The 20,153-nt window shown below is 52.9% G+C and carries 14 protein-coding genes, 3 rRNA genes and 3 riboswitches; of the genes, 15 read left to right on the top strand and 2 right to left on the bottom strand.

Annotated features, from left to right (window positions below):
* The first annotated feature begins 13 nt into the window (after positions 1 to 13).
* Positions 14 to 95: riboswitch (cyclic di-GMP riboswitch) on the top strand.
* A 73-nt stretch (positions 96 to 168) separates the two neighbouring features.
* Positions 169 to 249, top strand: a riboswitch (cyclic di-GMP riboswitch).
* Between the two features lie 13 nt (positions 250 to 262).
* From NST04_RS00260 to NST04_RS00230, 7 genes are all read left to right on the top strand, one after another.
* Positions 263 to 1,072: a transglutaminase-like domain-containing protein gene (locus NST04_RS00260; RefSeq protein ID WP_341182677.1), complete on the top strand. Its 810-nt coding sequence runs from the start codon at positions 263 to 265 to the stop codon at positions 1,070 to 1,072.
* Positions 1,073 to 1,437: 365 nt separating this feature from the next.
* Positions 1,438 to 2,998 (top strand): 16S ribosomal RNA (locus NST04_RS00255).
* A gap of 250 nt (positions 2,999 to 3,248) precedes the next feature.
* Positions 3,249 to 6,176, top strand: a 23S ribosomal RNA gene (locus NST04_RS00250).
* A 78-nt stretch (positions 6,177 to 6,254) separates the two neighbouring features.
* Positions 6,255 to 6,371 (top strand): 5S ribosomal RNA (gene rrf, locus NST04_RS00245).
* Together the 16S, 23S and 5S rRNA genes form the textbook arrangement of a ribosomal RNA operon.
* Before the next feature lie 230 nt (positions 6,372 to 6,601).
* Complete coding sequence (locus NST04_RS00240) at positions 6,602 to 7,348, top strand: acyl-[acyl-carrier-protein] thioesterase (RefSeq protein WP_341182676.1); 747 nt, start codon at positions 6,602 to 6,604, stop codon at positions 7,346 to 7,348.
* Positions 7,349 to 7,508: 160 nt separating this feature from the next.
* Positions 7,509 to 8,096 (top strand): RNA polymerase sigma factor, encoded by a 588-nt coding sequence (locus NST04_RS00235; protein WP_341182675.1) that lies wholly within the window; start codon positions 7,509 to 7,511, stop codon positions 8,094 to 8,096.
* Positions 8,071 to 9,204, top strand: a complete 1,134-nt coding sequence (locus tag NST04_RS00230; RefSeq protein ID WP_341182674.1) for a DUF4179 domain-containing protein — start codon at positions 8,071 to 8,073, stop codon at positions 9,202 to 9,204. Before NST04_RS00235 ends, NST04_RS00230 begins: the two co-directional genes overlap by 26 nt.
* Positions 9,205 to 9,315: 111 nt before the next feature.
* Here NST04_RS00230 and NST04_RS00225 read toward each other — a convergent pair whose 3' ends face one another.
* Together NST04_RS00225 and tsaA are read right to left on the bottom strand one after the other, a co-directional pair.
* Positions 9,316 to 10,221 (bottom strand): AraC family transcriptional regulator, encoded by a 906-nt coding sequence (locus tag NST04_RS00225; RefSeq protein ID WP_341182673.1) that lies wholly within the window; start codon positions 10,219 to 10,221, stop codon positions 9,316 to 9,318.
* Positions 10,222 to 10,239: 18 nt separating this feature from the next.
* The gene (gene tsaA, locus NST04_RS00220; RefSeq protein WP_341182672.1) at positions 10,240 to 10,683 is read right to left on the bottom strand and encodes a tRNA (N6-threonylcarbamoyladenosine(37)-N6)-methyltransferase TrmO; all 444 of its coding nucleotides are present in this window, start codon (positions 10,681 to 10,683) and stop codon (positions 10,240 to 10,242) included.
* A 130-nt stretch (positions 10,684 to 10,813) separates the two neighbouring features.
* Between tsaA and NST04_RS00215 the strand changes: the two genes are divergently transcribed.
* The 8 genes from NST04_RS00215 to NST04_RS00180 all read left to right on the top strand — a co-directional run bounded on the left by NST04_RS00215 (position 10,814) and on the right by NST04_RS00180 (position 20,071).
* Positions 10,814 to 12,952 carry a DNA topoisomerase III gene (locus NST04_RS00215; protein WP_341182671.1) on the top strand — a complete coding sequence of 713 codons (2,139 nt, stop codon included), beginning with the start codon at positions 10,814 to 10,816 and terminating at the stop codon, positions 12,950 to 12,952.
* 146 nt (positions 12,953 to 13,098) lie between these two features.
* Positions 13,099 to 14,379: an MFS transporter gene (locus NST04_RS00210; protein WP_341182670.1), complete on the top strand. Its 1,281-nt coding sequence runs from the start codon at positions 13,099 to 13,101 to the stop codon at positions 14,377 to 14,379.
* A gap of 45 nt (positions 14,380 to 14,424) precedes the next feature.
* The gene (locus NST04_RS00205; protein ID WP_036693313.1) at positions 14,425 to 14,688 is read left to right on the top strand and encodes a DUF1294 domain-containing protein; all 264 of its coding nucleotides are present in this window, start codon (positions 14,425 to 14,427) and stop codon (positions 14,686 to 14,688) included.
* Positions 14,689 to 14,738: 50 nt separating this feature from the next.
* Positions 14,739 to 15,173, top strand: a complete 435-nt coding sequence (locus tag NST04_RS00200; RefSeq protein WP_209992053.1) for a universal stress protein — start codon at positions 14,739 to 14,741, stop codon at positions 15,171 to 15,173.
* Positions 15,174 to 15,326: 153 nt separating this feature from the next.
* Positions 15,327 to 15,428, top strand: a riboswitch (purine riboswitch).
* A gap of 243 nt (positions 15,429 to 15,671) precedes the next feature.
* The gene (gene purE, locus NST04_RS00195; RefSeq protein WP_341182669.1) at positions 15,672 to 16,157 is read left to right on the top strand and encodes a 5-(carboxyamino)imidazole ribonucleotide mutase; all 486 of its coding nucleotides are present in this window, start codon (positions 15,672 to 15,674) and stop codon (positions 16,155 to 16,157) included.
* Positions 16,154 to 17,509: a 5-(carboxyamino)imidazole ribonucleotide synthase gene (purK, locus tag NST04_RS00190; RefSeq protein WP_341182668.1), complete on the top strand. Its 1,356-nt coding sequence runs from the start codon at positions 16,154 to 16,156 to the stop codon at positions 17,507 to 17,509. Before purE ends, purK begins: the two co-directional genes overlap by 4 nt.
* Positions 17,510 to 17,515: 6 nt before the next feature.
* Positions 17,516 to 18,811, top strand: coding sequence for an adenylosuccinate lyase (gene purB, locus NST04_RS00185; RefSeq protein WP_341182667.1), 1,296 nt, complete (start codon positions 17,516 to 17,518; stop codon positions 18,809 to 18,811).
* A 369-nt stretch (positions 18,812 to 19,180) separates the two neighbouring features.
* On the top strand, positions 19,181 to 20,071 hold the full coding sequence (locus NST04_RS00180) for a phosphoribosylaminoimidazolesuccinocarboxamide synthase (RefSeq protein ID WP_341182666.1): 891 nt from the start codon (positions 19,181 to 19,183) through the stop codon (positions 20,069 to 20,071).
* Positions 20,072 to 20,153: the final 82 nt, after the last annotated feature.

The raw sequence follows: 20,153 nt of genomic DNA, 5'->3' as shown, positions 1-20,153 counted from the left end.
ATCAGAAGCTAATACACGATAACGGCAAACCTATCGAAAGATAGGGACGCAAAGCTACAGGGCCTTCCCGTCATGGATGGCAGCCAGCTACCGAATGAAGAGGCTTTTTTTGTTTGTTTTAATTCAGAATCTGTCATTATGTGGTAGTAGATTGGACAGATAAAGCTTATACGATAACGGCAAACCTATCGAAAGGTAGGGACGCAAAGCTAAAGGGCCTTCCCGTAAGAATGGCAGCCAGCTACCGAAAGGGGTTTTATCCATGAAGAAGTTTTATTTAATGTTGATTACACTTTTTGTGATCGTCACTTCTGTACAGACAGGCACTGCTCAAGCCGCTAATGCAGATTCAAGCTGGTTAAATGTTGGACAACTTGATCAAGGGATTATCGGGGTATCGTACGATGTTCCTAAGGATAAGAAGATGAAGCTCATGATTACCAAGGGCAACAACAGCTATACTTACAACTTATACACTTCCAAACCGAACGAGACGTTCCCGCTGCAACAAGGTAATGGCTCTTATAAGGTCTCTGTTCTTGAGAATACTACCGGCAACAAGTACAAAGTACTGTCTTCCGAGACTGTATCTCTCTCCATGAGCAATGTGAATGCCGTATATTTGAGCTCCGTACAGAATGTAAAGTGGAGTTCTTCCGATAAATCCGTTCAAAAGGCAGCTCAGCTTACAAAGGGTCTGACTACAGATGCAGACAAAGTTAAGGCTATCTACAATTACATCGTAACTAACGTGAAATATGATTACTCTTTGGCTAACAGCGTAAGCACAGATTATATTCCGAACAACGATAACACGCTTGCTACCAACAAAGGAATCTGCTACGATTACGCATCCTTGTTCGCTACAATGCTCCGCAGTGAAGGTATTCCAACCAAATTGGTTATGGGAAATACAAGCTATGTAACTTCATACCATGCCTGGAATGAAGTGTTCCTGAACGGCAAATGGGTAACGATTGATACTACAGTCGATGCAGGTCTGGGTAAAAACACAGCATCAACTGAACTGGTCAAATCAGCAAGCAAATATACTGCAGCGAAATTCTACTAAGAATAGCTGTGAACTATAGCATTACCTGAGAATAACCCGCTTAATTATTAAGCGGGTTATTTTTATTTATATAAAGGTTGCTTTTTAATAGAAGGATAGGTTATTATAAATAAGCGTTGTTGAGCGGCAAAGGAAATGAGAGATTACTTAAATAAGTGATTTCAAAAATAAAGCTTGCATTGCTCGGATGAACGTGATATATTATAAGAGTTGCTGGTGACGCGGTGAGCGGCGCTGACAACGAGCTTGATCTTTGAAAACTGAACAACGAGTGAGTATAGGAAATCACTTCGGTGAGATCCAAATTAGAGAATGTAAATTCTCGTCAGATGTTTCAAAATGAGCAATCGCTCTTTCTAAATACCAATTTGGAGAGTTTGATCCTGGCTCAGGACGAACGCTGGCGGCGTGCCTAATACATGCAAGTCGAGCGGAGTTTGAGAGGAAGCTTGCTTCCTTTCAGACTTAGCGGCGGACGGGTGAGTAACACGTAGGCAACCTGCCCTCAAGCCTGGGATAACTACCGGAAACGGTAGCTAATACCGGATAATTTCTTTCTTCTCCTGAGGAGAGAATGAAAGGCGGAGCAATCTGCTGCTTGGGGATGGGCCTGCGGCGCATTAGCTAGTTGGTGGGGTAACGGCCCACCAAGGCGACGATGCGTAGCCGACCTGAGAGGGTGAACGGCCACACTGGGACTGAGACACGGCCCAGACTCCTACGGGAGGCAGCAGTAGGGAATCTTCCGCAATGGGCGCAAGCCTGACGGAGCAACGCCGCGTGAGTGATGAAGGTTTTCGGATCGTAAAGCTCTGTTGCCAGGGAAGAACGTCCGGTAGAGTAACTGCTACCGGAGTGACGGTACCTGAGAAGAAAGCCCCGGCTAACTACGTGCCAGCAGCCGCGGTAATACGTAGGGGGCAAGCGTTGTCCGGAATTATTGGGCGTAAAGCGCGCGCAGGCGGTTATTTAAGTCTGGTGTTTAAACCTTGGGCTCAACCTGAGGTCGCACTGGAAACTGGGTGACTTGAGTACAGAAGAGGAAAGTGGAATTCCACGTGTAGCGGTGAAATGCGTAGATATGTGGAGGAACACCAGTGGCGAAGGCGACTTTCTGGGCTGTAACTGACGCTGAGGCGCGAAAGCGTGGGGAGCAAACAGGATTAGATACCCTGGTAGTCCACGCCGTAAACGATGAGTGCTAGGTGTTAGGGGTTTCGATACCCTTGGTGCCGAAGTTAACACAGTAAGCACTCCGCCTGGGGAGTACGGTCGCAAGACTGAAACTCAAAGGAATTGACGGGGACCCGCACAAGCAGTGGAGTATGTGGTTTAATTCGAAGCAACGCGAAGAACCTTACCAGGTCTTGACATCCAACTAACGAAGCAGAGATGCATCAGGTGCCCTTCGGGGAAAGTTGAGACAGGTGGTGCATGGTTGTCGTCAGCTCGTGTCGTGAGATGTTGGGTTAAGTCCCGCAACGAGCGCAACCCTTGACTTTAGTTGCCAGCAGGTTGGGCTGGGCACTCTAGAGTGACTGCCGGTGACAAACCGGAGGAAGGTGGGGATGACGTCAAATCATCATGCCCCTTATGACCTGGGCTACACACGTACTACAATGGCCGGTACAACGGGAAGCGAAGCCGCGAGGTGGAGCCAATCCCAGCAAAGCCGGTCTCAGTTCGGATTGCAGGCTGCAACTCGCCTGCATGAAGTCGGAATTGCTAGTAATCGCGGATCAGCATGCCGCGGTGAATACGTTCCCGGGTCTTGTACACACCGCCCGTCACACCACGAGAGTTTACAACACCCGAAGTCGGTGGGGTAACCCGCAAGGGAGCCAGCCGCCGAAGGTGGGGTAGATGATTGGGGTGAAGTCGTAACAAGGTAGCCGTATCGGAAGGTGCGGCTGGATCACCTCCTTTCTATGGAGAATCGTCTTCTGCAATGAAGACATTCAAATCGGAAGCTTCGCTTCCAAACCAATCAGGTTTAGGCCTGTTACTCACTCGTTGGTCAGTTTTGAGAGTTTAAGCTCTCATCTTTACCTTTGATCCTTGAAAACTGGATACCGAAACGAATTTGCGTTTTAGAACATCTTTTAGCTGAAACTTGTGTAAGCAAGTGGAAATAGTTATTAGTTGCTACCGTGATTTTCCTTAGGGAAAACACATTGGTTAAGCTACTAAGAGCACACGGAGGATGCCTAGGCGCCAGGAGCCGACGAAGGACGTGGCGAACAACGAAACTGCCTCGGGGAGCTGTAAGCAAGCTTTGATCCGGGGGTGTCCGAATGGGGAAACCCAGCTGTGGTAATTCGCAGTTACTCGTATCTGAATACATAGGATACGCAGAGGCAGACCAGGGGAACTGAAACATCTAAGTACCCTGAGGAAGAGAAAACAATAGTGATTCCGTCAGTAGCGGCGAGCGAACGCGGAACAGCCTAAACCAAGAGGCTTGCCTCTTGGGGTTGTGGGACGTCTCACATGGAGTTACAAAGGAATATGGTAGGCGAAGAGGTCTGGAAAGGCCCGCGATAGAGGTAAAAGCCCTGTAGCCGAAATGGTATTCTCTCCGAGACGGATCCCGAGTAGTGCGGGGCACGTGAAACCCCGTATGAATCCAGCAGGACCATCTGCTAAGGCTAAATACTACCTGGCGACCGATAGTGAAACAGTACCGTGAGGGAAAGGTGAAAAGCACCCCGGAAGGGGAGTGAAATAGAACCTGAAACCGTGTGCTTACAAAAAGTCAGAGCCCTTTTTATGGGTGATGGCGTGCCTTTTGTAGAATGAACCGGCGAGTTACGTTTAACATGCAAGGTTAAGGTGAGAAGCCGGAGCCGCAGCGAAAGCGAGTCTGAATAGGGCGACTTAAGTATGTGGACGTAGACCCGAAACCGTGTGATCTACCCCTGTCCAGGGTGAAGGTGCGGTAACACGCACTGGAGGCCCGAACCCACGCATGTTGAAAAATGCGGGGATGAGGTGGGGGTAGCGGAGAAATTCCAATCGAACTCGGAGATAGCTGGTTCTCCCCGAAATAGCTTTAGGGCTAGCCTCGGTGAATGGAGTGGTGGAGGTAGAGCACTGATTGGGTGCGGGGCCCGCAAGGGTTACCAAGCTCAGTCAAACTCCGAATGCCATTTACTTCTTGCCGGGAGTCAGACAGTGAGTGCTAAGATCCATTGTCAAAAGGGAAACAGCCCAGACCATCAGCTAAGGTCCCCAAGTGTGTGTTAAGTGGGAAAGGATGTGGAGTTGCACAGACAACCAGGATGTTGGCTTAGAAGCAGCCACCATTGAAAGAGTGCGTAATAGCTCACTGGTCGAGTGACTCTGCGCCGAAAATGTAACGGGGCTAAACACACCACCGAAGCTATGGCTAGATACTTTGTATCTGGGGTAGGGGAGCGTTGTATATACGTTGAAGGTGTACCGTAAGGAGCGCTGGAGAGTATACAAGTGAGAATGCCGGTATGAGTAACGAAAAGATCAGTGAGAATCTGATCCGCCGAAAGCCCAAGGTTTCCTGAGGAAGGCTCGTCCGCTCAGGGTAAGTCGGGACCTAAGGCGAGGCCGAAAGGCGTAGTCGAAGGACAACAGTTTGAAATTACTGTACCACCGTAATCCGCTATGAGCGATGGGGTGACGCAGGAGGGTAGTGACGCGGACTGATGGATGTCCGTCTAAGCAGTGAGGCTGGTGTGTAGGCAAATCCGCACACCGTAAGGCTGGGCTGTGATGGGGAGCGAAAATTACAGTAGCGAAGGTCATGATCTCACACTGCCAAGAAAAGCCTCTAGTCAGGAGAAGGTGCCCGTACCGCAAACCGACACAGGTAGGCGAGAAGAGAATTCTAAGGCGCGCGGAAGAACTCTCGTTAAGGAACTCGGCAAAATGACCCCGTAACTTCGGGAGAAGGGGTGCCTCGGTAGGGTGAATAGCCCGAGGGGGCCGCAGTGAAAAGGCCCAAGCGACTGTTTAGCAAAAACACAGGTCTGTGCGAAGCCGTAAGGCGAAGTATACGGGCTGACGCCTGCCCGGTGCTGGAAGGTTAAGGGGAGCGGTTAGGACTTAGTCCGAAGCTGTGAACCGAAGCCCCAGTAAACGGCGGCCGTAACTATAACGGTCCTAAGGTAGCGAAATTCCTTGTCAGGTAAATTCTGACCCGCACGAATGGCGTAACGACTTGGGCGCTGTCTCAACGAGAGATCCGGTGAAATTTTAATACCTGTGAAGATGCAGGTTACCCGCGACAAGACGGAAAGACCCCATGGAGCTTTACTGCAGCTTGATATTGAATTTGGGTACGATCTGTACAGGATAGGTGGGAGCCGTGGAGGCAGGAGCGCAAGCTTCTGCGGAGGCGCCGTTGGGATACCACCCTGATCGTATCTAGGTTCTAACCTAGTGCCCTTATCGGGTACGGGGACCGTGTCAGGCGGGCAGTTTGACTGGGGCGGTCGCCTCCTAAAGAGTAACGGAGGCGTTCAAAGGTTCCCTCAGAATGGTTGGAAATCATTCGCAGAGTGCAAAGGCATAAGGGAGCTTGACTGCGAGACCTACAAGTCGAGCAGGGACGAAAGTCGGACTTAGTGATCCGGTGGTACCGCATGGAAGGGCCATCGCTCAACGGATAAAAGCTACCCTGGGGATAACAGGCTTATCTCCCCCAAGAGTCCACATCGACGGGGAGGTTTGGCACCTCGATGTCGGCTCATCGCATCCTGGGGCTGAAGTAGGTCCCAAGGGTTGGGCTGTTCGCCCATTAAAGCGGTACGCGAGCTGGGTTCAGAACGTCGTGAGACAGTTCGGTCCCTATCTGTCGTGGGCGCAGGAAATTTGAGAGGAGCTGTCCTTAGTACGAGAGGACCGGGATGGACGTACCGCTGGTGCATCAGTTGTTCCGCCAGGAGCATGGCTGAGTAGCTACGTACGGACGGGATAAGCGCTGAAAGCATCTAAGCGTGAAGCCCCCCTCAAGATGAGATTTCCCAGTATGTAAGACCCCTTGAAGACGACGAGGTAGATAGGTTGGAGGTGGAAGTGCAGCAATGCATGGAGCTGACCAATACTAATCGGTCGAGGGCTTATCCAAAATTTCTATCACGCAGATTCGTTTCGGATTCAGTTTTCAGGAATCAAATTCCTGAAGCATTTACGCTGTAAATGCCCGTTTGGTGGCGATAGCGGAGGGGTTCCACACGTACCCATCCCGAACACGACCGTTAAGCCCTCCAGCGCCGATGGTACTTGGACCGAAGGGTCCTGGGAGAGTAGGACGTTGCCAAGCACACATGAGCCATTGTCGAATTGTCGACAATGGTCTTTTTGTATTTTCGGGGAAGCGTTGTGGACAGCCTGTGAGTAGATTGCAGGTTACTTGACAAGTGACGTATAGTTATACACATGTGGATAGTTTTAGTTTTTTTGATACTTCTCCCCAAAAGATGTGGATATCCGGTAGAATAATGTGGATAGGCACGGAAAATTGGGGATAGATAGGTGAGGGAGCCAAAAGTTATGGACAAGCACAGCAGCTTTTTGTGGACAGAGCAGTTCAGGGTTCAGGCAAGTGATACAGATTACCGGTCAAGGGGCAAGCTCTCCTTCCTGCTGGATATCATGCAGCGTGCTGCGGATTCGGCTGTAAGCAGTCTGGGGCTGAGTATGGAGAGTATGCTCAAGGCGGGAATGGGCTGGATGGTCATCACCCTTGATCTGAACCTGCAGCGTTTGCCGTCCCCGGGCGAGCTTCTGGATGTACACACCTGGAGTAAAGGGAATAAAGGACCGCTCTGGCAGCGGGATTACCGGATCTATGATGCCGAGGGTGTAGAGCTTGCTTCGGCACGTTCGATCTGGACTCTTGTGGATATTGCGAAGCGAAAAATTCTGCGACCGTCAGCCTTGCCTATTGTTGTCGAGCCGTATGTAGAGGATTCTGTAGGCAGTCTGCCGGATAAAGTGATTATTCCATCAGAACTTGCTTTGCAAGAGGTTTACCGTTATCAGGTGAGATATAGCGGGCTGGATAACAACAAACATCTTAACAATGCGCGCTATGCAGATTTATGCTGTGATGCTCTGGCGCTGGAGGAGTGGGAGGATTTAGAGCTTACGGGGCTTCATATCACCTATGCCCAGGAAGCCAAGTATGGTGAGGAGATCAGTGTTATGCGTTCTTCTCTGACTGAAGAAGGGGTATATGTGCGCGGGCAAGGCGGGGGACGGATCTTTTTTGAAGCTTGCCTGAAGCTTAGAAGATAGATTGGTGTCTGAGAGAGATACTTATATAGCGTTAAATCTAGACAGTTGCTCGAATTTCAGGGGAACTGTCTTTTGTCGTATTCGTCTATTTCTGTAGATGTCACAAATATACAACTGACATTCGTTATACAGGTGTAAAAGGAAAATGGAGGTGATTTCTTTGGAGCAAGGCAACCCCGGGGGCCCACCTGAATCCAAAAAGATTGAAGAAGCTATTCATAAGGTACACACAGGCGACAGGCAAGCTTTTACAACAATAATAACGGAGTATGAAAGGAAGATCTACACGTATTGCTGCTATCTCCTAAGGAGCCGTGAAGAAGCAGAGGATGCTGTGCAGGATATATTCGTGAAGGTGTATCAGCAGCTTTCGCATTATGAGAAGCGGGTATCTTTTTCGGCTTGGCTATATAAGGTGTCTTATCATCACTGCATGGACCAGCTTCGCAGGCGTAAACGCCGCAACCGGTTGCTGTCCCTTTATAAGCTGCAACTGATGACGCATCAACAAGCCTTTCCGGAGGAGTCGCCAGTAGATCAGATTTTTGAAAATCTAACTTCGGAAGAGCGTGGGCTATTAATCCTTCGTGTCATTGAACAATACAGCTTTGAAGAGATCTCAATGATTACCGGAAGCAGTTCGGCGGCGCTGCGCAAAAAATATGAACGGCTCCGTAAAAAACTGATTCAGCAAAAAGCGAATGAACGAGGAGGATGCACTCATGGAGAAGTGGCAGAATCAAACTGAGCAGCAAATGATGGACGACATTCGCAGCAGTATGGGGAGAGTGCAACTTCCAGTAGACAGCTATAATGAGCAGATTATGAACCGGATTGAGCATTTGGAGACTAGAGGAGGAAATAATTTGCTTAAAAGGACGCTGGCAGCCGCAAGCATAGCTGTAGCGATAGGGTTAGGTACGATAACCGCAGGATTCATCTCTCCTGCTTGGGCCGATACCTTGAGTCAAATTCCTGTCTTCAGCAGTATTTTCAAGCACACGGAGAACCCGGGACTGAAATTAGCGGCGGAACAGGGCCTGACTACTTCACCTAATATGAGCGTTACCAAGGATGGAGTGACGTTAAGCGTTACGGAGGTATTTTATGACGGAATCCAGTTGGCCATCGGATTCGAAAGAACTGGAGTAGCAGATGAGCGGGTACTTGCGGCGATTACTGATTATAAAACTCACGAATTCGATCAATCGACGAAAGGACTGCTGGGTCTGCCAGAGGTTACTCTGGCGACAGGAGAGCCTATCGGCTTCGGTTCCTCTATGACAGGAGACATAAAAGGACAACCGAATACCCTCTTATTGGAGCTTAGAGAACTGCACAATACTTCGGCCCTCGGAGACGAATTCAAGGTGAATATCCGTGTGCCGGTTGCTCAGATCGCCGAGCCTTTTGAGTTCCAGGTCACGGTGAAGAAGCTTGCGGAGGGAATCATTAACCTTACCCCGGGCCAGGGAGCGAGCAAAGACTCCTTCCATTACAAAGTAAAGCGTCTGGATATCACGCCTGCTGCCCTGAGGTTAGTGGTAACCAGTGAAGGGGAAGTGCCTGCATCACCGGAGCAGACAGGGGAATATGGTCCAACTGCGGTATTCTATGAGCTTGTGGATGATGCTGGTAATGTTGCTACTTCCAAGCAAGGGTATGTCTTGATGAAGGCCGTTCAGCATCCTATTGTGGATAGCCTGTACAATACCTTCCCGCAAACCCCTAAGACGATTACGGTCAGACCTTATACAATGACTTTGGATAATGAGCTGAAGCTCTTGTTGGATGCCAATGGGAAACCGGTCCGAACTTATCATAAGGACCTTGAGAGCACTATAGTAATTCCGTGAACCTGTGAAGGCAGGAATGGGTAAAATTGGATGTTTCTGGTCCGCGTCTGCTGTGCAGATGCGGGCTTTTTTTGATAAATAAGAATATATGTTGTGGGGTTATCTTGCTGATTAGAGCAGTGTTAACGGGATGTAGATTTCACTTACTGAATCCGGATGCTCCGGTCCGAGATAGTCCTTGCCGTAGTATTCAAATTCATAAGAGAGGTTCAGGCGGTAATCGGTTCTAGGCAGAAAAACGCCATAGATATATTTGTAGGTGGCAGAGACTTCTGCAGATGGCCCTGTATGCTTAAATCTGAGATAACGTGCTGGCGGCAGTGTATGAGTTGTTAAATTGCTGCCTGTTTGCCCGCAGCTCGACTGAACGGTAATGCCGGTACGTTCAGATGCCAGGGTGTTCAACTCGCAGGCAATGTGAAAGGAGATTCCCTGATCCTCATAGTTATCCGGCCAATAGCCTATCTGGTAATATTGTTCTGGAAGCTTACGGTCCGGGATAGCAGAGAGGCTGCTGAACAGCTGCTTCCATGCTGATCCGATGACCGACTGATCTTGCGTAACGGTTATGAACGGGCCCTGAAGTCTGATTGCACCAAGCTCAATCAGGTCAGGAGAGGCGCCCTTCTGGTCTGACCAATGTGGTAAATCAGCCGGCTGTAAGGGATGAAGCAGCAGAGGGATGTCCGGGTTAGACTTGTGGCGGATATGGGTGGGAGTAGTGTGCAGCAGTCTTTTGAAGGCCCGGGTGAAGGTCTCGTAATCATTATAAGCATAGTCCAGTGAGATTTCGTGAAAAGTCCGCTCGGGTCTGCCTAGAATATCCCTGGCCGCCTCGGAAATCCTCCGTCTTGCAATATAGTCGCCCGGTGTGAGTCCGGTAACCCCCTGAAACAGGCGGATGAAGTGGAACAGGGAATAGCCGGTCTCTCTGGAGAGGTCCAGAACAGACAGCGGCTGCTTCAGTTTCGATTCAATATATTCAATCGCCTGTAGAATGAGCTGGCTGTTCTTCATGAAGTCCTCTCCTCTAGGTTACTCTACAGTCCACTCTCCCCATGAGGTGGCCCATTCCGGCACTCTAACCTGACGAACACGGTCAGTTGAAGGGAAATAAGCTTTGATATCGAGCACGGGCGTTCCCGGATAGGCATCCAGTCCGCTGACCTCAACAATTCCCTGATCTAGGTCAACGGATAGAATACGGGCAACCGTAAGTCCAAGCGGATTAGGGCGGACTGGAGACCGGGTCGCAAACACACCGCTTACCGGAGCATCATAGGGAGGCTCGATCTGAGTAGTCCCCCGGAAGCTATCATCTGCAAACTCATGAATCCACCACAGGATCTGGCAGTGGCTGAAAGCATCTAACCCCTTCAAGGCAGGTCTGTATTCGGGTCTAATCTCAAGTTGCAGGTTCGGCTGTGTTCCGGTTACTACACCTACTGGTATAATATTATACGATTCTAAGGCGGACATTGGCTGTGACTCCTTTCGGCTGGGGGATGATTCTAGTCTACCGGAAGTGAAGGGAATTCGGCCTGATGATAATTGCGGACTTGTATGTCATGGTATAATAGGTTGTTGATGACAGGGAGGGGTTTGGACGATGAAGGTATTGGTATTGGCTGAGAAGCCGTCGGTGGCCCGTGAGATTGCGCGGGTGCTGGGCTGTGGAAATAAACAGAAGAGTTATATGGAAGGTCCGAAATATGTGGTGACCTGGGCGCTGGGACATCTGGTCGGCCTGGCTGAGCCTGAGGACTATAACAATAAATATGCAACGTGGGCGCTTGAGGATCTGCCGATTCTTCCCGAGAAGGCCAAGCTGAAGGTGCTGCGTGAGACCAGCCAGCAATATAAGGCTGTGCAGCAGCTAATGAAGCGGCAGGATATTGAGGAGCTGATTGTAGCAACGGATGCGGCGCGTGAGGGTGAACTGCTGGCGCGCTGGATTATGAATATGGCGGGCTGGAAAAAGCCGTTCCGGCGGCTGTGGATCTCTTCGCAGACGGATAAGGCCATTAAGGAAGGGTTCGCTTCGCTGCGGCCTGGACGGGATTTCGACCGGCTGTATGAATCTGCGCGCTGCCGTGCTGAGGCGGATTGGATGATCGGGCTGAATGTGACGCGGGCCTTAACCTGCAAGTTTGGCGCGCCGCTCTCTGCGGGGCGTGTGCAGACACCTACACTGGGAATGATTATGGACCGGGAGAATGAAATTACCGGCTTCCGTTCCCAGGAATATGATCTGCTGACTGCGGATTTCGGGAATTTCCAGGCGGGGTGGCGTGCTCAGGGCGGGGACGGCCGGATTTGGGAGCGAGAGAAGTCAGGTATTCTTAAGGATAAGCTTACAGGCCGCAGCGGACGGATCACCAAGGTGCAGAAGAGTGAGAAAAGCGAGCCGCATCCGCTGGCTTATGATCTGACAGAGCTGCAGCGGGATGCTAACCGCAAATTCGGCTTCTCGGCCAAACAGACCTCAAGTGTGCTCCAGAAGCTGTATGAACAGCATAAGCTGGTCACTTATCCGCGCACGGACAGCCGCTATTTGACCGCTGATATGACGGGTACGCTAAAAGAAAGACTCGACAGCGTGGCTGTCGGGCCGTATGCTTCCCTCGCCAGACCGCTGCTGCGGAAGCCGCTGCCGATTACGAAGCGGATTGTCGATGACAGCAAGGTCAGCGATCACCACGCGATTATTCCGACAGAGCAGACGGTGCTGCTCAATCTGCTGAGTACGGAAGAGCGGAAGCTCTACGATCTGATTGTACGGCGGTTCATTAGCCTGTTTTATCCTCCGGCCCGTTATGACGCCGTAGCTGTGACGGTAACCGTGGATGGTGAAAGTTTCTATGTGAAGGGAACTACCGTCAAGGATGCAGGCTGGCGTGAGGTATACGGCGGAGATATGAGCTCGGATGACGAAGAGGAGAATGCGGGGGATGAACCCGCAGCAGGCAATGTGAAGCTGCCGGAGCTGCGGGAAGGCGATAGCGTGAAGGTTGCGCGCTGCATCATCAAGCCGGGACGGACACATCCGCCGAAGCGCTATAACGAAGCCACGCTGCTGACGCAGATGGAGAAGCATGGGCTGGGGACACCGGCTACACGCGCGGATATCATCGAGAAGCTGGTCAGCTCAGATACAATTGAACGGCAGGGCAATCTGCTGCATCCGACCGGCAAGGGCAAGCAGTTGATTGAGCTGGTCTCGGGGCAGCTGCGTACACCGGAGTTGACGGCACGCTGGGAAGCGGAGCTGGAGAGAATTGCGCGCGGGCAGGGTCGCCCGGAGCCTTTTTTGCAGGGGATCCGGAGTATGGCACAGGAGCTGGTGTCCGGGGTGAAGAACAGCGGAGCGGAATACAAGTCGCATAATGTCTCTAACAGCCATTGTCCGGAGTGTGGAACAAGGATGTTAGAAAAGAAGACCAAACGCGGCAAGCTGCTGGTCTGTCCGAAAGAGGACTGCGGCTACACCCGGGCGGGCGAGAAGCAGTTGTCGAACCGCCGCTGCCCGCAGTGCCATAAGAAGATGGAGATGAAGGAAGGCAAGGCCGGGAAGTATGTGCAGTGCCTCGGCTGCGGCATTACAGAGACGATGGATAAGGACCACAAACATATCAATAAACGCGAGCAGCAGAAGCTGGTTCAGCAGTACAGCAAGACGGAAAGTGCCGGCAACAATCTTGGCGATCTGCTGAAGGCTGCGATGGAAGCGAAACAGAAGGGCGAATAGCTTAAGGAATAAGACTGCCGGGATATACCGGTGGTCTTGTTGCGGATTCAGGGCTGTTCAAGGGACGGTAGATATGCTTTACTTACAAAGATTGAAAAGGGATCAGGCTTCAGGGTTTCGATAAATAGAGTGGGGCAGGTGGAGAAGTGGCAGCGGCTGAAGGGATAGAGGGTGTGGTGAAAGCGGCAGAGGCTCAGGGTACGAAGGGGAGCAGCCGGTTGTATTTTCTGGTGATAGTCTTTATGTTCTGGTTCTCTTCGTATATCTATGTTCCGGTGCTCTCACCTTATGTGGAGCATCTGGGAGCTTCTTATGTCATGGTAGGAGCGGTACTTGGGATATACGGCCTGATGCAGATTCTGTTCCGGCTGCCGATAGGGATGGGTTCAGATGTACTTAACCGGCGGCGGCCGTTCATTTATCTGGGGCTGATCGCAAGCGGAGCGAGCTGTCTGCTGTTCCTGGCAGGGGCACATCCGGGCTGGGCGCTGGCGGCGCGGGCGGTCTCGGGAATTGCGGCATCGGCGTGGGTCGTGTACTCGGTGATGTTCGCGGGGTATTTTCCGAAAGAAGAGGCGGGCAGGGCTATGGGGATGCTCCAGTTCACCACGGTGATTGCCCAGTTGGCTAGTATGATGATCAGCGGCTATATCGTAGAACACTTCGGCTGGAATACTCCGTTCATCATCGGAGGGATTGTGGCGGTGGCCGCTATGCTGCTGGTCATCCGTCTTCCGGAGCAACAGCTGGAGAAGCGCACGGCGATTAAGCTCAAGGATCTGGCCGGCGTCGTGAAGGAACCGCTGCTGGTAAAAGTATCGCTGTTATCGGTGCTGGCCCATTGCGTGCTGTTCATTACGATGTTCGGCTACACGCCGAATCAGGCGCTCTATATTGGCGCGAGCAAAGGGAGTCTCGGCTGGCTGACGCTGGCTTTTATGCTGCCTCATGCGATAGCGACCCTCTATGGTGCTCGGCTGTTCGGCCGGTGGCTGGGGGACCGGGGGACGCTGATGCTGGGCTTTGCCGGAAGTGCAGTGTTCACGCTGCTCATTCCATCGATGCCAACACTTGCGGCGTTATGTGTAACACAGATCGGGAACGGCTTCATGCAGGGACTGATCTTCCCGCTGCTGCTGGGCAAATCCGTCTCCGGGGTAGCTCCGTTCAAGCGGGCGACAGCGATGGGGTTCTATCAGGCGGTGTATGCGATTGGCATGTCCGGCGGTCCTTTTGTAGCGGGATGGATGAGTGCGGCGTACGGTCTGCGAGGAGGCTTCTGGCTGGGCGCCATGGCAGCAGTGCTGGCGGCAGTGCTGTCCTGGTTCTGGATCAGGGAAGCCGGAGCCGCAGGCGGGCGGAGCAAGAAGAGCGGCAGTTGCAGGGCCGGTGATGTGAGGTTATTGGTTTTTTGCCGGAAAGGGTAATATAATAGAGAGCAAGGTAGGATGCTAGGAGGAGGGGCCGGAAGGATGGTCAAGGTGGTATTGCTGTGGTTCGCGCTGATCAACATTATCGGGTATGTAGTAATGTCGGAAGACAAGAACAAGGCCCGGAAAAGACGGGATCGGGTGCCGGAGAAAACATTGTTTCTGCTGGCGTTCATGGGCGGTGCGCTGGGTGTGCTGATTGCCATGTACCGCAAGCGCCATAAGACAAGGCATACTTCCTTCAGACTCGGAATTCCGCTGCTGCTGCTGCTGAATATGGTGCTGTATGGGTATTTTTTGAGGTAAGCCGCTTGAGGGCTTGGTAATGATGTAAATAATAGAAAGAGGTGGCGTAAATGTTATTCTCTAAAATTCTGCTTGCCTATGACGGTTCAAAGGCTTCGAATCAGGCTCTGGAACGGGCGATTGAGCTGGCTAAGGTAACTCCAGGGTCCTCCCTGTACGTCGTACACGCATTTGAATTCCCGCGGTTCTTCATCGGGGAAGCTCTCGCGCCTCTGCCGGCATCGGTGAACAAGGATTATTATGACCTCGCGGTCCAGACTACGGATGAAGTGAAAAGCCGTCTGGAAGCCGAAGGTCTAAATGCTACGGTAGAATTGCTGCAGGGATCGCCTGCGGAAATTATTCTGAATTATGCCAAGGAGCAGGATGCAGATGTGATTGTAATCGGCAGCCGGGGGCTGGGCGGTATCCGGGAATTCGTTCTGGGCAGTGTCAGCCATAATGTGGTGCAAAGTGCGCGCATTCCGGTGCTGGTTGTTAAATAATAGGAACTTTAGTAGAGGAACGCTGCGGCGTTCCCCTTTTTTTAGGCGAATTAGCGGGAATAAGATTTTCATTCATGCCCAAAAAGCGAACGATTTGCAGACATGATATGACAATGTTCGTGTTTAAGTTGACATGATGTGTAGGGCGTTGTTAAACTGAATCTATGAAGAGCTCGTATAAAACCGGGGATAGGGCCCGGAAGTTTCTACCCGGTAACCGTAAATTGCCGGACTACGAGGAAATAGGATAACTGGAACGACAGCAGATAGCCTCCCCGCAGACCGGGGCGGTGTTCCTGCATTCTCCTAACTGTTAGGATGGGGAGAGTGCGGCTGCCGGGCGGTTATCACCTGATTCCTTAGTAGTCCGGGTCCACCCGCAGCAGAATGCGTCTGGAGTCCGGGCTATTTTTCACGGTTCATGCGGGAATTGGCAGGAAACGGGACACACTGAAATCAGAGAAATCTCTATTACGGAAATGGAAGGCTGGGTGAACGATGTCTGTGCAAGTAGGTGTCATTATGGGCAGCAAATCGGACTATGAAACGATGGAGCATACCTGTGCGGTGCTGGAGGAGCTGGGCATAGCTTATGAGAAAAAGGTTGTCTCCGCACACCGCACGCCGGATCTGATGTTCCGTTATGCCGAGGAGGCGGCGGAGCGCGGCCTGCGGGTCATTATCGCCGGAGCGGGCGGCGCGGCGCATCTGCCGGGTATGGTGGCTGCTAAGACCACGCTGCCGGTCATCGGTGTACCTGTGCAGTCGAAAGCCTTGAACGGCATGGATTCGCTGCTGTCTATTGTGCAGATGCCGGCGGGTGTCCCCGTAGCCACGGTAGCTATCGGCCGTGCCGGAGCTATTAATGCGGGGCTGCTGGCGGCGCAGATCATCGGCGCCTTTGAGCCGGAGGTGGCGCAGCGGGTGCAGCTGCGGCGCGAGGCGACCCAGCGCGAGGTGCTGGAAAGCAGCGAGAGCTTATGAGCCCGGAGGAGCTGAAAGCCGGACGGCTGGAGGGTGGCGCGGAGCAGGCTAAGGCTGAGCGAAGGATGAAGGCTGAAGGTGCCGGGGCGGAACGCGCGCTAAAGGCTGAAGGCAGAGAGATAGCTGCCGGAGCGGAGCCGGAGCGGGAAGAGACCGGGGCGCAGCCGCCACGGACGCTGCTGCCCGGCGCAACGATCGGCGTGCTCGGCGGCGGGCAGCTCGGGCGCATGATGGCGCTGTCCGGCAGCGCCATGGGCTACCGCTTCGTGGCGCTGGACCCGGCAAAGGATGCGCCGTGCGGGCAGATTACGCCGCAGATCACTGCGGCGTATAACGACCGGGACGCCGCGCGCGAGCTGGCGCGGCGCTCCGACGTTATCACGTACGAGTTCGAGAACGTGGACGCGGGCGTAGCCGCGCTGCTGGCGGAGGAATCGTACGTGCCGCAGGGCAGCGCGCTGCTGTATACGACGCAGCACCGGCTGCGCGAGAAGGCGGCGATCGAGGCCGCAGGCGTGCCCGTTGCGCCGTACCGCAAGGTCGGCAGCCTGGCCGAGCTGGAAGCCGCGGCTGCCGGCCTGGGCCTGCCCTGTGTGCTGAAGACAGCCACAGGGGGGTATGACGGCAAGGGACAAGCCGTCATCCGCAGACCGGAAGAGCTGGCCGCAGCGTTCCGGCAGGTCGCTCCGGGTGCATTGGCCCAGGCAGACGGGGCCGCGCCAGTGGACGTCCCCGAGCTGGTGCTGGAGAAATTCATCACTTTCAAATGTGAGATTTCGGTTATCGCCGCCCGTAGCGCATCTGGGGAGGTCAAGAGCTTCCCGCCTGCCGAGAATATTCATGTGGATAACATCCTGCATCTCTCGATTGTACCTGCGCGGGTGCCGGAGGAGATTCAACAGCGGGCCTGTGAGCTGGCCGAGCGGATTGTCTCCGGCATGGAGGCGGTTGGACTGCTGGCGGTTGAGATGTTCGTGACGGAGGATGGAGAGCTGTTCGTCAATGAACTTGCGCCGCGTCCGCATAACTCCGGCCATTACACGATGGATGCCTGCGTAACCTCGCAGTTCGAGCAGCATGTGCGGGCCATCTGCAATCTGCCGCTGGGCGATACCTCACTGCTTACTCCTGTGGTGATGGTGAATGTACTCGGCCAGCATCTGGATGGAGCCATTCAGGCAGCCTGCCTGGCGAGTGAAGAAGCAAACAGGCTTGGGGTATCAGCCAAGCTTCATATATACGGCAAGACGGAGAGCAAGACCGGCCGCAAAATGGGCCATATCAACCTGCTCTGCAAGGATACCGGCGACGGATTGTCCTGGGTAGAGCAAACTAACCTTTGGAGGAACTGACAAGCTATGATCGAACGTTACAGCAGACCTGAGATGCGGGCCATTTGGACCGAAGAGAACAAATTCAACGCGTGGCTGGAAGTTGAAATCTGTGCCTGTGAGGCGTGGGCCGAGCTGGGAGTGATCCCGCAGGAGGATGCCGCGAAGCTGCGCAAGGATGCCAAATTCGACATCGCACGGATCGACGAAATTGAACAGGAAACGCGCCATGACGTCATTGCTTTTACCCGTGCGGTATCCGAGAGTCTTGGTGCAGAGCGCAAATGGGTGCATTACGGACTAACCTCGACAGATGTGGTCGATACGGCGCTGGGTTACCTGTTGCGTCAGGCCAACGAGATTCTGGAGCAGGATATTATCCGGTTTATTGAGATTCTAAAAGACAAAGCTATCGCCTACAAGGATACCCCGATGATGGGCCGTACCCATGGTGTACATGCAGAGCCCACGACATTCGGCCTGAAGATGGCGCTGTGGTATGAGGAAATGAAGCGGAACCTGGAGCGTTTCCGTCATGCAGCGAACGGCGTACAATTCGGCAAAATCTCCGGGGCCGTCGGCACCTATGCCAACATCGACCCGTTCGTGGAAGAATTCGTCTGCCGCAAGCTGGGCACCAGCCCGGCACCGATCTCGACGCAGACCTTACAGCGTGACCGTCACGCGGAATACATGGCGGCGCTGGCACTGGTTGCTACTTCCCTGGACAAGTTCGCTACCGAGATCCGCGCTTTGCAGAAGAGTGAGATCCGCGAGGTCGAGGAGGCTTTTGCCAAGGGTCAAAAGGGCTCGTCCGCGATGCCGCACAAGCGCAACCCGATCGGCTGCGAGAACATCTCCGGCCTGTCGCGTGTCATCCGCGGCCATATGATGACAGCTTATGAGAACGTGCCGCTGTGGCATGAGCGCGATATCTCGCATTCTTCCGTAGAACGGATCATCCTGCCGGATGCGACCATGCTGCTGAACTACATGCTGAACCGCTTCGGCAACATCGTGAAGAACCTGACTGTATTCCCTGAAAATATGAAGCGCAACATGAACCGTACCTTCGGCGTTCCGTTCTCCGGCCGCATCCTGACCAAGCTGATCGACAAGGGCTTCAGCCGCGAGCAGGCATATGATACTGTGCAGCCGCGCGCGATGCAGGCTTGGGAGGAACAGACCCAGTTCCGTGACATCGTGGAAGCCACCCCGGAAATCACAGCCGTGCTTAGCGCGGAGGAGATCGAGGATGCGTTCAACCCTTCCTGGCACCTCAAACATGTGGACACTATCTTCCGCAAGCTGGAGCTGATCTAATCTTTAAAAATAGTAAGTCAGTGGTGAAGGGATGAGCTGGAGAAGAGTTGGGCGGAGTGTTGGGGGAACTTGTTGTTCTGGAGCGTAAGCGGCAGAATTGAATTGTATAGGCAAGTTAATAAGGAACGGAGAGGAATTTTGGAACTGGAGAAGCGTCAGCGTTCGCCTTTATCCTCGGATTTTTACCGCGATCAGCGGTTCAAAATCAGGAAATCTGAGGATAACAGCGATCGGAAGTCCAAAATTTTTTGGAGTGTTACCAGTTAACTGACCGTTTATTTCAGTTCTCCAGCGTAGCGGAGAATGACGGCGCCCCAGCGCTTTTAGCCCAAATATACGCAAGATCATTTGTTCAAGGGGGGAAAGGTCATGACACACCTAGCCGTATCCACTGCCGTGGAACTAGTAAATGCGCCGCTGCTCTACAAAGGCAAGGTTCGTGAGCTGTATGATTTGGGGGATGAGGTACTGATCGTAGTGACAGACCGGATCTCTGCCTTCGATTATGTGCTGGATCCGGCGGTGCCGGACAAGGGCAATGTGCTGAACCGGCTCAGCGCCTTCTGGTTCGGCCAGACCCGGGAGCTGATCGAGAACCATGTGGTGCATATCGAGGTAGACAAGCTCGGGGATATTGTGAAGGACCGGGAAGCGCTGAAGAACCGGATCATGGTGGTCCGCAAAGCCGAGCGGATTGATATCGAATGTGTCGTGCGCGGCTGCATTACCGGCGGCGGCTGGCGGCAGTATCAGGAGACCGGTCAAGTCAACGGTATCGAGCTGCCTAAGGGACTGCGGAAAAATGCCGTGCTGGCAGAGCCTATTTTCACACCTGCGGCTAAGAATGATGTCGGTCACGATGAAGACATTCCATTTGAGCGGATGCAGGAGCAAATCGGCGCAGAGCTTGCTCAGGAGTTGAAGGAGAAGAGCCTGAAGCTGTTCGCTTTTGCCAGAGCCTATTGTGAAGAACGCGGCATCATCCTCGCCGATTGCAAATTCGAGTTCGGTCTGCTGGACGGTAAGGTGATTCTGATCGATGAGATCTTCACGCCGGATGCTTCCCGCTTCTGGGCCAAGGACAAGTACGCTCTGGATATTGAGATCGACAGTATGGATAAGGAGCCGGTTCGCACGTACCTGTCAGCCTCCTCCTGGGACAAAAACAGTACGCCGGACCCGTTGCCGGCTGAGGTGGTCGAAGAGACATCGCGCCGGTACCTGGATATCTATCATATACTTACCGGGAAGTCGCTATAAGGAAAACCCTCTTTTGTAAATTAGCCATTAAGTGTTAACTGTACTTAGCGTAGGTGAGCGTTTCTTTTTCAGATAAAGGCCC

It is taken from the genome of Paenibacillus sp. FSL H7-0756, from assembly GCF_038006765.1.
Lineage (GTDB): Bacteria > Bacillota > Bacilli > Paenibacillales > Paenibacillaceae > Paenibacillus_AQ.
This window is presented reverse-complemented; position numbering and strand designations above follow the sequence as displayed.

Excerpts from the sequence above, each read along its gene's own strand:
- NST04_RS00200 (WP_209992053.1), top strand. The coding sequence starts at position 14,739 with ATGTTATTCTCTAAAATTCTGCTTGCCTATGACGGTTCAAAGGCTTCG.
- NST04_RS00230 (WP_341182674.1), top strand. The coding sequence starts at position 8,071 with ATGGAGAAGTGGCAGAATCAAACTGAGCAGCAAATGATGGACGACATT.
- purK (WP_341182668.1), top strand. The coding sequence starts at position 16,154 with ATGAGCCCGGAGGAGCTGAAAGCCGGACGGCTGGAGGGTGGCGCGGAG.
- NST04_RS00215 (WP_341182671.1), top strand. The coding sequence starts at position 10,814 with ATGAAGGTATTGGTATTGGCTGAGAAGCCGTCGGTGGCCCGTGAGATT.
- NST04_RS00180 (WP_341182666.1), top strand. The coding sequence starts at position 19,181 with ATGACACACCTAGCCGTATCCACTGCCGTGGAACTAGTAAATGCGCCG.
- purE (WP_341182669.1), top strand. The coding sequence starts at position 15,672 with ATGTCTGTGCAAGTAGGTGTCATTATGGGCAGCAAATCGGACTATGAA.
- NST04_RS00205 (WP_036693313.1), top strand. The coding sequence starts at position 14,425 with ATGGTCAAGGTGGTATTGCTGTGGTTCGCGCTGATCAACATTATCGGG.
- tsaA (WP_341182672.1), bottom strand. The coding sequence starts at position 10,683 with ATGTCCGCCTTAGAATCGTATAATATTATACCAGTAGGTGTAGTAACC.
- NST04_RS00225 (WP_341182673.1), bottom strand. The coding sequence starts at position 10,221 with ATGAAGAACAGCCAGCTCATTCTACAGGCGATTGAATATATTGAATCG.
- purB (WP_341182667.1), top strand. The coding sequence starts at position 17,516 with ATGATCGAACGTTACAGCAGACCTGAGATGCGGGCCATTTGGACCGAA.
- NST04_RS00260 (WP_341182677.1), top strand. The coding sequence starts at position 263 with ATGAAGAAGTTTTATTTAATGTTGATTACACTTTTTGTGATCGTCACT.
- NST04_RS00240 (WP_341182676.1), top strand. The coding sequence starts at position 6,602 with ATGGACAAGCACAGCAGCTTTTTGTGGACAGAGCAGTTCAGGGTTCAG.